The 12,980-nt window shown below is 37.1% G+C and carries 14 protein-coding genes; 8 read left to right on the forward strand and 6 right to left on the reverse strand.

The annotated features are described in order from the left end of the window. Window positions 1-46 precede the first annotated feature (46 nt). From gerPA to gerPF, 6 genes are all read left to right on the forward strand, one after another. Complete coding sequence (gene gerPA, locus ACK1U5_RS12790; RefSeq protein WP_001111187.1) at window positions 47-268, forward strand: spore germination protein GerPA; 222 nt, start codon at window positions 47-49, stop codon at window positions 266-268. A gap of 14 nt (window positions 269-282) precedes the next feature. After that, window positions 283-489, forward strand: coding sequence for a spore germination protein GerPB (gene gerPB, locus ACK1U5_RS12795; RefSeq protein WP_001012508.1), 207 nt, complete (start codon window positions 283-285; stop codon window positions 487-489). 67 nt (window positions 490-556) lie between these two features. Continuing rightward, window positions 557-1,171, forward strand: coding sequence for a spore germination protein GerPC (gene gerPC, locus ACK1U5_RS12800; RefSeq protein ID WP_001070760.1), 615 nt, complete (start codon window positions 557-559; stop codon window positions 1,169-1,171). 6 nt (window positions 1,172-1,177) lie between these two features. After that, window positions 1,178-1,372 carry a spore germination protein GerPD gene (gene gerPD, locus ACK1U5_RS12805; protein ID WP_001052807.1) on the forward strand — a complete coding sequence of 65 codons (195 nt, stop codon included), beginning with the start codon at window positions 1,178-1,180 and terminating at the stop codon, window positions 1,370-1,372. 15 nt (window positions 1,373-1,387) lie between these two features. Further along, window positions 1,388-1,774 carry a spore germination protein GerPE gene (locus ACK1U5_RS12810; protein ID WP_000902319.1) on the forward strand — a complete coding sequence of 129 codons (387 nt, stop codon included), beginning with the start codon at window positions 1,388-1,390 and terminating at the stop codon, window positions 1,772-1,774. A 42-nt stretch (window positions 1,775-1,816) separates the two neighbouring features. Continuing rightward, window positions 1,817-2,032 (forward strand): spore germination protein GerPF, encoded by a 216-nt coding sequence (gene gerPF / locus ACK1U5_RS12815; protein ID WP_001141566.1) that lies wholly within the window; start codon window positions 1,817-1,819, stop codon window positions 2,030-2,032. 137 nt (window positions 2,033-2,169) lie between these two features. On the opposite strand, the gene ACK1U5_RS12820 is transcribed toward gerPF, so the two are convergent. The 6 genes from ACK1U5_RS12820 to ACK1U5_RS12845 form a co-directional block, all read right to left on the reverse strand. Beyond that, window positions 2,170-2,457: an RNA polymerase alpha subunit C-terminal domain-containing protein gene (locus tag ACK1U5_RS12820; protein ID WP_000255727.1), complete on the reverse strand. Its 288-nt coding sequence runs from the start codon at window positions 2,455-2,457 to the stop codon at window positions 2,170-2,172. A gap of 12 nt (window positions 2,458-2,469) precedes the next feature. Next, window positions 2,470-6,195 carry a helicase-exonuclease AddAB subunit AddA gene (gene addA / locus ACK1U5_RS12825; protein ID WP_113710742.1) on the reverse strand — a complete coding sequence of 1,242 codons (3,726 nt, stop codon included), beginning with the start codon at window positions 6,193-6,195 and terminating at the stop codon, window positions 2,470-2,472. Then, window positions 6,192-9,707 carry a helicase-exonuclease AddAB subunit AddB gene (addB, locus tag ACK1U5_RS12830; protein ID WP_113710743.1) on the reverse strand — a complete coding sequence of 1,172 codons (3,516 nt, stop codon included), beginning with the start codon at window positions 9,705-9,707 and terminating at the stop codon, window positions 6,192-6,194. The genes addA and addB overlap by 4 nt, the downstream gene beginning before the upstream one ends. Before the next feature lie 116 nt (window positions 9,708-9,823). Then, a complete protein-coding gene (lepB, locus tag ACK1U5_RS12835) occupies window positions 9,824-10,387 on the reverse strand; it encodes a signal peptidase I (RefSeq protein WP_000751910.1) in 564 nt (187 codons plus the stop codon). Between the two features lie 56 nt (window positions 10,388-10,443). Then, window positions 10,444-11,037, reverse strand: a complete 594-nt coding sequence (locus ACK1U5_RS12840; protein WP_000347518.1) for a TVP38/TMEM64 family protein — start codon at window positions 11,035-11,037, stop codon at window positions 10,444-10,446. A 336-nt stretch (window positions 11,038-11,373) separates the two neighbouring features. After that, on the reverse strand, window positions 11,374-11,955 hold the full coding sequence (locus ACK1U5_RS12845; protein WP_000444439.1) for a competence protein ComK: 582 nt from the start codon (window positions 11,953-11,955) through the stop codon (window positions 11,374-11,376). Window positions 11,956-12,239: 284 nt separating this feature from the next. Here ACK1U5_RS12845 and ACK1U5_RS12850 point away from each other — a divergent pair, with 284 nt between their 5' ends. Together ACK1U5_RS12850 and ACK1U5_RS12855 are read left to right on the forward strand one after the other, a co-directional pair. After that, window positions 12,240-12,425: a hypothetical protein gene (locus ACK1U5_RS12850; protein WP_000391373.1), complete on the forward strand. Its 186-nt coding sequence runs from the start codon at window positions 12,240-12,242 to the stop codon at window positions 12,423-12,425. A 348-nt stretch (window positions 12,426-12,773) separates the two neighbouring features. Continuing rightward, on the forward strand, window positions 12,774-12,977 hold the full coding sequence (locus ACK1U5_RS12855; RefSeq protein ID WP_069605196.1) for a hypothetical protein: 204 nt from the start codon (window positions 12,774-12,776) through the stop codon (window positions 12,975-12,977). Window positions 12,978-12,980: the final 3 nt, after the last annotated feature.

Below are 12,980 nucleotides of genomic sequence, written 5' to 3' on the forward strand. Positions count from 1 at the left end.
CATACAATAGTAGAAAAGAAAATTTTAAAAACGAAGGGTGTTTTATATGCCAGCTATGGTCGGACATATTCGTATCGTCAATATTGGATCAAGTGGTATTTTTCATATTGGAGATGTATTTGCGATTAGGCCTATTAGTTACTCACGTGCTTTCGCCGGGGCCGGCTCTTTCAACGTTGGAGACAATGTTTCTGTCTACAATTATCAAAGTGCAACGACTGTCAACGATTCAGATGTAATCGATCAAGCGATAATTGGCTCAACTTAAAGGAGGCAATTGCATTGAATTTTTATGTAAACCAAAGTATCATCATCAACAGTATTAAAATTGATAGCATTACAACCTCTTCTGTGTTCCAAATTGGTACTGCCGGAAGTATTAAAGCCCTATCTAAATTTTCAAATACAGGCGGATTTACGGAGCCGCTTCGCCCATTACAGGCGAAAGGACAAATTATTTCTATCAAACCATCAACTAGTTCTTCTTAAGACATCCTTGTCATAAATATATAGCAGGAATATTTTTACCCTCCCTATTGAAAAGGAGGTTTCACAAATGAATCAAGATATATATACTTACTTACACCAACTTCAACAAGCTCTTCAAACACAACAAGCAGCCATCCTGAATTTAGAAGATCAAGTGCGCCAACTCCAAGAAGAGCTTAACGAATTAAAAAATCGCCCCTCCTCTTCTGTAGGAAAAGTGGAATACAAATTCGATCAATTAAAAGTCGAAAATTTAAATGGTACTTTAAATATTGGTTTAAACCCATTTTCAGCAAAAGGACAACAAATTGAAGATTTTCAAGTGGATACAGAAACATTGAAGGTAAACCCTGAAACTGAAACAAACCCAGACTTTTATCAAGGTATCCTCCAAGAAATGCATCGATACTTAGATGAAGAAGCATATAATCGTATTCTCCATTTTGAACAAGAAGAGCGAACACCGCTTGATGAAATGTATCGACAAATGATGGTGGATGACATAAAAAAACAGATGGAGCATCGACTCCCTTATTATTTATCACAAGCGCAATCATATGAAGGTATTTCAACAGATCCAGATTATTTACGAGATATCATTATTCAGGCAATGAAACAAGATATTGACAAAGCCTTTCTCTCCTTTATTCAGCACATACCGGGAAATTTCCGAAAGGAGTAAGTATGTATGAACCTTAACGTTGTAAACCGTGAGTTAAAAGTCGGACAGATTAAAATGAACGGTGTATCGTCGTCCGCACTCTTTTTAATTGGAGATGCAAATCTCCTCATTCTATCTTCTATTCTCGATACACCATTTGAAACAGTTACAGAGGGTCCATTTGTACCATTAGTAACAGATGTCCCTCCTACTCCAGGTTAAGGAGACTGAGAAATTATGTTGCATCATGTGTCTATTGTCCAAAATGTTTCTATTATTTCTTTAGGGATTGCTGCTGTATTTCAAGTTGGAGATGCAAACCAAATGGAATTAAAAAGTAGAGCTATTGCCGTCCACCGTGAAATTCCTTTTTATATACGGGGAGAAGGTCGCTTTGATGCTTTTGAAATCTTTACAGATGAACACATTACAATTCCAAAACGAACGACAGATGTAAAATTAAACATTGTAAATGAATGCCCTTTTATTGAAGTTAATAACGTTGAATTACGCACACTTTTAAATTCTGGTTGCTTTCAAATTGGAAATGTTGATTATGGTTTTAATAACTCTCGTATTATACAAATCCGCCAATATATTACGGATGAACCTTCCGCACAATAATTCATATAGTAATTAAAAAGCTTAGTAAAGTAGGTGGATGGTATGCCTTCGGTTGTAGGAAATCTCGTCGTGCAAAACAGTAACGGCTCTTTCAACTTAGGAGATTTTTATAACGTATCTCCGAAAGAAAACACGAAAGCCTATAACGGATCTGGAGCTTCCAATGTTGGGTTTGTCGTGAATACGTTTAACGGTGTTAGTGCAACGAATACATTTGATTCTGATGTGGCAGATCAAGATCAGATTGGAACAGCGTAAAAAAAGTAGGAGATATTCTCCTACTTTTTTCTTTTATCTAATTCAAAATTATTAAAATAAAATTTTAATAAGCAAGAGCTTTACTGTCCACAAATAGTGGTATAAACAAGTAAGTAGTGAAGAGGCACTATTTCATTTTATTTAAATGATAACCCGCTCTCCTCCAAAGCCCTCCTAAGCTTCGGCAAAGACGCAGGTCCCATACCATGCAGTTTTAATATTTCTTTTTCACTATATTTTGAGAGTTCTTCTACAGTTTGAATTCCATGGTGTTCTAATGCCCTTCTTGCTGGCGCTGAAAGAAGAGAGAGAAAACCTTCTTTTGGTTTTCTCTCTTTCTCACAGACTGGGCAAGTTGGACAATCGCTACTTTTATAGTACTCGTGTCCCTGTTCACAAGTTCTTAACGTTTTTTCCGTTACCATTTTCAAGCCCCTCTATTCTTCAATATTTACAACGTGATTCCCATCAAAGAAGTATAAACATTTCTCTTTTACAGGATGTTGTAAGCTTTTCTCCAGTGCTTTTGCATATAACGAAAGCTGCACTTTATATCGATCTTCTAAAATTGGTTTCGCTTGTTCGAATCCGCCTGGAAATTTCCCTTCAATCGTATCTGTTTTGAAGTCGATTAACGTAATGCCATCTTCCTCTTCAATCATGCAGTCGATAACCCCTTGGACAAGAATCGATTCCCCGCTATTCCCTTGCCAATCTTGATATGCTTCTTCTGCTGCAAGCATCATCGTAAATGGAACTTCACGCTCAACACTTTTCGCCGCTAATACCCTTTTACCTAAGTCACTGTCAAAGAATGAAATTACTTTTTCAATCGCTATTTCTTCCGCCTGCTCGAATGTTAATAATTCCTTATTTACCATTCCAGCAATTTGCTCTTGAAGAACTTCAACCGTAATCGGCTTCTTCAAATCAACATGCTGCATAACGGCATGGACTGCTGTTCCGCGCTCTGCGTACGTTAACCCTTTTTTCTCCATAAAGCGCGGACGTGTTTTAATTGGTGCACGTAGTTTTTTAATAAAGGCGTTATCACTACCATCTTCTGATTGATAATTTCTCTTTATTTCTGTAACAGATTGCTTCGCACGGTGAGATGTTGCTTCCTCATATCCGTACTTCCACATTAATCTATCGTACACTTCATCTTTTCGTTCACTTTCTAACGGCACAGCCTTTTTCTCACGAAGCGCTTCTAACAATTCTTGTTTCTCTTCTTGAACTGGCTCTGGTGCAAGTAGCGTGTTACCATCCACAACTTCTACTTTCCAGCTAGTGTCATACCCGTAAATTTCATCTGGAATACTTCCTTGTCCTAATTCAAGAAGCATTTCACTATCACGGTGTCTATATAATGAAGGTGCAATCCAGTCTAAATAACAAGACGCCCCGGCACGTATATGATCTGGTAATAACCATTCACTATGTTCCCTCGCATCGAGCCATTTTTCCATTTCCTTATTTGCATCCTTAACTGTTCCGATTAAAATTAACTTCTCTTTTGCACGCGTTAAAGCTACGTATAATACGCGCATTTCTTCCGCAATTAATTCCATTTTCATTTTACGCTTAATCGCAAGCTGTGATAATGTCGTATATTTAATTCGTTTACGCGGATCAATAAATTGCGAACCGAAACCGAAATCTTTATGCAATAAGAAACGTTTCATTAAGTCTTGTGTATTAAAACGACGACCGAGCCCAGCTACAAATACAACCGGGAACTCTAACCCTTTACTTTTATGAATCGTCATAATGCGAACAACGTCTTCTTGTTCACCGAGGGCCCTCGCCGTACCCATGTCATCACCGCGTTCTAAAATACGTTCAATAAAACGTAAGAAGCGGAATAATCCTCTAAATGATGTTGCTTCGTATTGTCTTGCGCGGTCATATAGTACGCGTAAGTTTGCCTGCCTTTGCTTTCCAGCTGGTAAACCGCCAACGAAGTCGTAATAACCTGTCTCACCGTACACTTTCCAAATTAAATCAGAAAGTGATTGTTGACGTGCAAATTCACGCCATCCTTGCAGTAAGTTATAAAACCACTCTAATTTATCATGAAGTTCTTGCTCCTCTTCAAGTGGTGCCCCTTTTAAGAATGAGCTCATTACTTCATAAAACGAGCCTTTCTTTCCATGAGCACGAAGCGTTGCAAGTTCTTCATCGCTCAATCCAACGATTGGAGAACGAAGTACAGCTGCAAGCGGAATATCTTGCATCGGATTATCAATAACGCGGAATACGTTCATCATAATAGTTACTTCCGTCGCTTCAAAGTAACCAGTCGCAAGGTCAGCGTACACTGGAATTCCTTGTAATTTTAACTCTTCCATAATTTGCGGGGCCCACGGCATGGAGCGAAGTAAAATAACGAAGTCGCGGTATTGTACTGGGCGCATACTATCATTTTTACGGTCATACACTTCATAACCTGAATCAACCATCGCTTTAATGCGCTGCGCCATAAGACGAGCTTCAAGCTGTGCTTTTTCGACTTCTGCACCTTCTTCACCGTCTATTACTTCTTCTTCCGTTTGCTGAATGCACAGTAGTTCTGCCGCTACATCTTCACCTTCTGGATAGGTAGCACCTAACTTTAATTCAGCGTCTGCATCGTAGTCGATTTCTCCGACTTCTTCACCCATAATTTGTTTGAAGATAAAGTTCGTACCTGCTAGTACTTCATGACGACTACGGAAGTTTTTCGCTAAGTCGATCTTCATTCCACCGCCCAATCCTTCTTGTGTGAAGCGTTTATATTTTCCTAGGAATAGTCCTGGTTCGGCTAGTCGGAAACGATAAATCGACTGTTTTACGTCACCAACCATAAACAAGTTTCCTTCACTCTCAGAATCTTTCGTTACGAATTTAATAATAGATTCCTGTACAAAGTTCGTATCTTGATATTCATCGACTAATACTTCAGCAAATTTATTACGATATTGGAGCGCAACTGCTGACGGATTCATTTCACCATTTTCACTTTGTTCACTTAAAATTTGTAAACAAAAATGCTCTAAATCTGTGAAATCGACCATTCCTTTATCTCGCTTCATCGCTTGGAAACGCTCTGTAAATACTTTTACAAGTTGAACAAGCTTTTCTAATACTGGGTGCATATCTTGAAAATCTCGTAAGAAACTTTCAGGTTTTCGGCTAAATAACTCTTCTTGTAATTTCTTCACTTCATCTTTCGCTTTATTACGAAGAGAGTCTACTTGTTTTACAACATCTTCATTGTAATCACTTTTCTTAATACGCTTTAACGTTTGCCACGATACGTTTTGCATCGCTTCATACAAACTTGCCCACGACTCATGAGCAGCTGATGATAGCGTTCCAAGTAAAGCTAGATCTGCTTGCAGGGTTTCAATGCGAGGCGCTGGACCGTCAGGAAGCATTGCGAGTTCAGTTGCCTTACGAATATGCTGTTCCGCTGTTTCAAGCTGGAATTTCACATCTTCTAATAAATAAGAAGCATATACTAAATCTTCAATTGTCTTTCCTTCTACGTCATATGCTTCTACTAATTTATCAAGCCATTTTTCCGGATTTGGATGCGCTCTTGACTCTGTATGAAGCGCTAAAATCATACGTTGTAAGTCATCATCACTACGGTCACTCGTATAACGATCAACAAGTTCAAAGAAGATTGTATTATCTTCGATTCCGTACTCTTCTTCTAATATGTCATCTAGCACTTCTTCTTTTAACAATTCATTTTCTGTTTGATTAGCAATACGGAAACGAGGATCAACATCAAGCATGTAGTAATATCCTCTAATTACTTGTAAACAGAATGAGTGAATTGTTGAAATGGAAGCTTTATTTAATAGGCTCAGCTGCTTTCTTACGTGTTGAGAGCCTGGTTCATCAATTAATACCTTTTCTAACGCTTCCCCGATTCGGTTTTTCATCTCTTGCGCCGCTGCATTCGTAAATGTTACAACGAGCAGGCGGTCGACATCGACTGGATTCTCTTCATTAATAATCTTTTTAATAATACGTTCAACTAATACTGCTGTTTTACCTGATCCAGCTGCAGCCGCAACTAAAATATCACGCCCGTTCGCTACAACAGCTTTCCACTGGTCATCTGTCCATTGACTATCTTCTGGTTTTTTAGGCCAATTTTCTATCATTCTCCGCCAACCTCCTCTCTTATTTTCTCCATCGCTTCGCTATCTTTCATATCTTTTAACGATCGGAACTGATTATCTTCAAGTGACTCATCAAATTGACAAACAGATTTGAAGTTACAGAACGTACATGCTGCTTTATTTCCCATTTTATAAGGAGCAATATCGATAACACCTTCTGTAATATCTTTTCCGATATTTTCAAACGTATGGTGTACATATTTTTGCAGTACATTAAACTCTTGCTCACTTGCAATACTTGAACGCGCACTAAAGCTACCGTCTTTTTTCAGGCCAGCAGAAATAATATCTGAACTTCCTGTTGAAAGTTTGTTATCCATTAAACGAACAACGTCAGCATCTCCTAATACGAGTCCTTTCATTTTAAATTTCTTTAAAATTTCTTTTTCAATTTCAGCTTCAGATGCGTCACCTTTCATCTCAACGATTGGGTTATGAATATGGAAATACAATACACCAGCTGGTGATGCTGCGTGACCTTTTTTCATCCACGTCTGCGCATTCGAAGTAACAACATCTAAATACGTTAACATTTGAAGTGCTAATCCGTAATACACTTCCGTTAAATCTAACGCTTTTGAACTTGATTTATAATCAATAATACGTAAGAACGTCCCGTTTTCATCTTCTGCCTTATCAACACGGTCAATACGGCCGACAACTTCCATCTTCACACCATTTGGTAATGAGAATTCCATCGGCGGAAGTGAGCCTGTACCACCCATACCGAACGGCACTTCTAAATCAACTGGTACGAATCCGCTTGACTTCGCATGTTCACGAAGAATGATTGACGTACGGAAAATGATTTGTTGTAGTTTTTGTTTTAAATAGAAATGACGGTTTGAACTTAATAAAATTTGTCGTTGTAATAACGGTGCGATTTCTTCTATTACTAAAACAGAAAGATGCTCACACTCTTTTATGGATAAATCCGCCCAAGTACGGTTTTCACGCAATAGCTTGTCCGCAATTTTCTTTAATGCCGCATGGAATAATTCGCCGATGTCCGGCGCATCAAGCTTGAAAATATCACGCTCTCTAAGCGATAAACCGTGCTGCGCAAAATGAGCGTATGCACAACGGTTAAATAGTTCCATACGAGAGACGCTTCCTTTAATTATATCTCCGTATAAATCTCTACTTACTGCTGTATTTAGTTTCTTCGCACGATTTCGATAGAATAAACTTGATAAGACGCGGCTACTTTTTTGTTTCCATTCATCTGAAGTTACGTAGAAATTATATACGTCCCACCAAAAGTCTAAATTCCCTTCAAATCCGTATCGCTTCCACGTTTGTAGTTGCTGCATAACGTAAGATAACGTTACTTCTGGCGTTGCTACGTATGAAATTTGTTCTGAACGTGATAAATCGTTTACGTCATTCGTAATAAATGAATCTTTCACATTAGGGAACATTCTTTTTATTTTCTTAATAAAGCTAGACGCAAGTAACGTCTTTCCTTCTTCATCTGCAAGCGGGCATGAAATATATAACTTCTCAGATGCTCTCGTTACCATTTGATACATAACGAACTGTTCTTCTAACAAAGTTTGTCTCGTCGTTGGCGCTAATTCAATCCCTGCTGCACCAAGAACTTCTCTTTCTTCATCAGAAAGCATACCTTCGTCCATAGGTGCTGCTGGAATAACACCCTCATTTACACCTATAATAAACGTTGCTTTCACGTCAGATAACCTGGAGTGATCAATATTAGCAATTAACACTTGGTCTAATGACGGCGGAATGTTAGCAAATTGAAGTGCCTCAAGACCTGTCGACATAACGTCCGTAAACATAGAAAGAGACATTTTCTCTTCACCAAGCATCTCTACAAACGTATCAAGAAGGCTCATTACTTCTTCCCATACTTGTTCATGATCTGTCGCAAATAAGAAATCTCCACTTTCTTCTGCACGTATACGTAATTCTTCTAGTTTTTTCGGAACATCCAGCTCTTCTAGAAATAAGTAGACTGCTTCACACATTTGCATAACTGTTCCTGCACGCTTTAACCTTTTTTGCATGCGAATAACAGGTGTTCTTACAACGTCACGTAACCTATTTATTTTCTCTTCCATTTCACGTTCACTATCTGTGATCATCCCGTTCGTATCATCAAGAGAACGATAACGGCGATACATCCATGGATCCTCTGAAGTCCACCTCTTTCCTTGTACACCGTACGCTAAACAGTAATTTTCAAATTCATCCATTTCTTCACGCATCGTTTCTTTTCTTACGTCTAATGGATATAAAAGCTCTGTTTTCACGCAGCGGAACACCGCATCATAACGCCAATTCCCACTAATAATCTCGAGTGCAGAACGAATACATTCTACTAATGGGTGGTGTGACATCGGACGCTTTTCATCGATGAAGTGCGGGATATTGTAATCTGTAAATAACGTTCGCATCACATCGTAATAACTTTCCCCATTACGAAGAAGAACCGCAATATCTCGGTAACGATAGTTTTCCTCCGCCACAAGTTTACGAATTTCACGCGCAACACCTTCTACCTCTGCTCGTAAATTCGCAGCTGTACTAATCGTTACACTCGCTTCACCGTTAAATTTTTCATTCGGACGCGCTTCATAATGAGCTTCTAAATGTGCTAATGCCGGAGAATGAAAACGCGGCTGTTCCATAAGTGGAATTGTTTTTTCAATTTCTATTTTCTCTTCACGCGCTACTTGTTTGATTTTTTCATACGTTAACGTCGTTTCATAAAATAAATCAAGTTCATTTACTGGCTGCGCTAACGTTTTTTCATCTATCGTTAACGTGATCGTAACTCTCGCTCCGCAAATCATAAGCTGTCTTACAATCTCTAACTCTTGCGGGGAGAATGAATGAAATCCATCTATATAAATTTCCGCACCATTTACATATTCAGACTGCGGAAGCTTTTCCACTAGCAATTGTAGGTAGTCTTCTGAATCTAAATATTTTCCGATTAAAGCACGTTCAAAATCATCGTATAATAGCTGTAAATCATACACTTTATTCGCTAGTAACTTTTGTTCGGCACTGCTACTATGCGCATCTAATTGTTGCCACATTTCATATACGTTAGATGGCGTTACATTGTAACGTTTAAACTCTGCAATCATACTGCCAAGATGTTCAAAGAAACCGTTTTGCTCCGCTGCTTTTTGGAACACCGATAATCCATCTTTACGAGACTCTACAATTTTACGGAGTAACATATGTACACCCGCTTCATCAATATGAAGACGACTCGCTCCGCCAACTTCTTGTAGTACCTTCCACGCTAATCGTGAAAAACTAAAAACTTGTGCCCGAATAGAACCTCTTACATCCTCACTTCCAATTAACGCCTGCTGCGTCTGGAATGTCATCTGTTCTGGCACAAGATATAATATTGTTTTCCCTCTCGGGCGTTGTTTTAACTCTTCTTGCACTTCGCGTAAACAAAGTGTACTTTTTCCACTTCCCGCTCTACCAATCACAAATCGAAGTGACATGTAACCCCACCTTTCACTTACATAACGAACGTTAGTTTGCTACTATAATTGTATTATAGTACACGAAAAAAGACAAACTGAGTTGTTTGTCTTTTCTATACTTCTACTTCATTATATCAACCTTTTGAAAAATTCGTTTGCACCTCTTGAATTGGCCAATATCGCAAATCAACTTTACCGACAACTGTATCAGCTTTTACAAAGCCAAAGTGTCTACTATCCCAGCTCCCGAGCCGGTTATCACCTACTACAAAAATAAACCCGGGTGGCACCAGCTTTTCTTTCGTTAACTCTTCTAATGTAAAGTCGCCTGTTAGTTGCCTTCCATTTATCTCTTTCTTATACTTCTCTAAATACGGCTCATCAATAAATTGACCGTTTATATATAACTTATCCTGCTTATATTCAATATGATCTCCAGGTAAACCGATAACCCGCTTTACATAGTCCTCTTTTTTATTCGCATGAAATACCACAACGTCAAATCTGTTCAAGTCCCCAACTTGATAACTCACCTTATTTACAACTAGCATATTGCCATCTTGCAATGTCGGCATCATTGACTTCCCCTCTACAACATACGTTGAAAAGAAAAACGTTCGAAAAAATACAGCTAATAATACACCAATTAAAATTGTTCGTATCCACTCTATGCCTTCTTTTTTCAAAGTTTTCTTCATCTGCTTCTCCCCTTATCCTTTAATACTGAAGCTTTCCTTTACAAAGAAGACTATTCTTAATGTAGTTCTAACTTTACTTCGATTTTCTTACCGACATACCATAAAATAAAAATACCAATCGCTACAATAACTGATTTCACTGGATTATGAATAAATGACATTAAATCATGACCGATATACGTTAAAATAAAAATCATCACAAGTTTTCCGAATGCTAACGCTAGACCAAACTGTTTTACACTAATTCGGGATAAACCAGCGACAACATTTATGAGCGCTGACGGTGTAAACGGAAAACAAAATATAACAAAAATCGGTGCGAATCCTTTCCTTTCAACCCACCCCATTGCTTTTCGTACTCTCTCATGCTTATTTACAAACGAAAAGAAACGACTGCGACCAAAATGGCGGATGATGAAAAAGACAAGTAATGCACCCATTACTGATCCAAGCCATGAATAAAGAAAACCGAGCCAAAAGCCAAATGCAACAGCATTCGCCAGTACAAATACAATAAGCGGTAATGCTGGAATCAACGCCTCTATCATCGGTAAACCAATACCAAGAAGTGGTCCGAACGCTTTATAACTCTCAACAATATGATCCATATTTTCTGGTGAAAAATACTCTTTGATTGTCTGAAAATCCATTCTACACTTTACCCCTTTACTCTAAATACTATCCCTACTGTATCATTGCTTATATGAAAGAGGAAATGGTAGATACGACATACGGAGATGTATTTATTAAAGTTTCCATATCTTTCATAAGAATTCCTTCATTATTTAGCTATGATAATCTATCAATATTCGACAGGACGTGTCGTTCGTTTTGTTATTTAGATTGTTTTTCGGTTTTTATCGGTAAATGAAATTATACTGGTGATTTTCTAAATATATCAATTACAACTCGTTTTTTCTAATATATCGCCTTATCTACAAAGACTGACTGACAAACAAAAAAAGAATGGGGATTCCCCCATCCTTTCACACTTCGCCTTCCTTCACAAAATACACCTTCTCATAAGCGGGTCTTAATGTTGATTCCTCTTTTTTATCGACCTCTTTAAAACAAGGATTCCCTTGTTTTTTCCTACGATCTTCATATTCAGTACGTAATTTCGCTGTACGATTTTGTTGATTTTCAAAACTAGTTTTTGATATTTCTAATTTCACAGCAAAGCCATTTATAAATCTAATAATAAGATTTCCATCTTCTAATTCTTTATTACTTTCAATATAAAAATGAGACAACCAAGCGCACTCTTTTCTAGAGTAAGAATAGGTAGGGAAAAAATAAAGTTGATCTGCTGGACTAATCGCAATCGGTGCTTTATGTGTAATATGAGTTAACTCTTTCGTTCCTTCTTTTCTGCCTAAGAAACTAGAGCCATGCTTGCGGCAACTTCTTTCTATAATATCTAGAGGTTTTTGAAATACGAAAAAAGAATCATTCATTTCAACGACTCGCGTAACAATTTTCTTTTCACTTAGAATAACAGGAAGTAAGGCCATCGTATTTTTCGTTACAACATAATTTTCGACATAGCGTTCCACTTTACTTTCCATACTCCATTATCTCCTTTTTTCCATTTATATTAGCAGCTGCATATATAATTTTAGCATCTATGAAAAGGAAATAGCTTACAAGTTCCGCTTTTTTACAATTTTTTATCATTTATCAAACATTTGTTAAACAATAAAATCACAATATAGAAATTAATTAATTTTAAAGTTATAAAAACAGCATTTATACTACCTATAAATATTTATTATCCATTCCTCATTTCACATCATTACAACAACTAACTTTGCTATAATTAAAATGTAAATCCAATATATGGAGGGCCACTATGGAAGAAAAAGAGATCCAACCATCGATTCAAATGAAAAATAGTAGCGTCATTATCGTGAAAAACTCAGCTAGTATTATATTCGGTTTATTTTTCATTCTGCTATTCTTTGCCAAACCGTTTCGTAAATCAAAATGTCCAGAATGTAAAAAACGTGAGAAGAAAAAATCAGGGCAAGAACAATAAAAGGCCTTCCTTTATGGAATGCCTTTTTACATTCGTAGTATCATTTTATTTATTCTTCTTCCCCCTAAAAAACGACTATATTTTCTTCCAAGGTTCTCTACATCTTTTTTGATTTGTAATATGATCCTTATATAAAATATGAGAAAGAGTATTTGTACTTGTTATCCGCTTTTAATTTTTATTAAAAAATTCAAATTTGCACATCTTTATCCATCACTAACAATTCGTTAATTAGTTAACTTTGTAATATAAGTTTTGTATATAATGTCATTCAAAAACACAATATATATAAGTAGCTATTTATAATTACATTGCTTTTTATCGAATTCTAAAAAGGAGTTGTATACTATGGATAAAGAAAATCCATTAAATCAGCAGGTTAATAGCATTCCCTCAGATGCTCTGAATACCCCTAGTAAGGAACAAGAACAACTGTTAGAAACATCATCTCAAAACGTACAAAATTCCAACAACAACGCTAACAAAAAAGATGTTACTCAAGGTCTATCTGGAAAATATTTCCCCATTTCAACAGAGAATACAAATTTATAGTTA

Source organism: Bacillus sp. XB1, from assembly GCF_053557995.1.

Excerpts from the sequence above, each read along its gene's own strand:
- gerPA (WP_001111187.1), top strand. The coding sequence starts at position 47 with ATGCCAGCTATGGTCGGACATATTCGTATCGTCAATATTGGATCAAGT.
- gerPC (WP_001070760.1), top strand. The coding sequence starts at position 557 with ATGAATCAAGATATATATACTTACTTACACCAACTTCAACAAGCTCTT.
- gerPD (WP_001052807.1), top strand. The coding sequence starts at position 1,178 with ATGAACCTTAACGTTGTAAACCGTGAGTTAAAAGTCGGACAGATTAAA.
- ACK1U5_RS12810 (WP_000902319.1), top strand. The coding sequence starts at position 1,388 with ATGTTGCATCATGTGTCTATTGTCCAAAATGTTTCTATTATTTCTTTA.
- gerPF (WP_001141566.1), top strand. The coding sequence starts at position 1,817 with ATGCCTTCGGTTGTAGGAAATCTCGTCGTGCAAAACAGTAACGGCTCT.
- ACK1U5_RS12820 (WP_000255727.1), bottom strand. The coding sequence starts at position 2,457 with ATGGTAACGGAAAAAACGTTAAGAACTTGTGAACAGGGACACGAGTAC.
- addA (WP_113710742.1), bottom strand. The coding sequence starts at position 6,195 with ATGATAGAAAATTGGCCTAAAAAACCAGAAGATAGTCAATGGACAGAT.
- addB (WP_113710743.1), bottom strand. The coding sequence starts at position 9,707 with ATGTCACTTCGATTTGTGATTGGTAGAGCGGGAAGTGGAAAAAGTACA.
- lepB (WP_000751910.1), bottom strand. The coding sequence starts at position 10,387 with ATGAAGAAAACTTTGAAAAAAGAAGGCATAGAGTGGATACGAACAATT.
- ACK1U5_RS12840 (WP_000347518.1), bottom strand. The coding sequence starts at position 11,037 with ATGGATTTTCAGACAATCAAAGAGTATTTTTCACCAGAAAATATGGAT.
- ACK1U5_RS12845 (WP_000444439.1), bottom strand. The coding sequence starts at position 11,955 with ATGGAAAGTAAAGTGGAACGCTATGTCGAAAATTATGTTGTAACGAAA.
- ACK1U5_RS12850 (WP_000391373.1), top strand. The coding sequence starts at position 12,240 with ATGGAAGAAAAAGAGATCCAACCATCGATTCAAATGAAAAATAGTAGC.
- ACK1U5_RS12855 (WP_069605196.1), top strand. The coding sequence starts at position 12,774 with ATGGATAAAGAAAATCCATTAAATCAGCAGGTTAATAGCATTCCCTCA.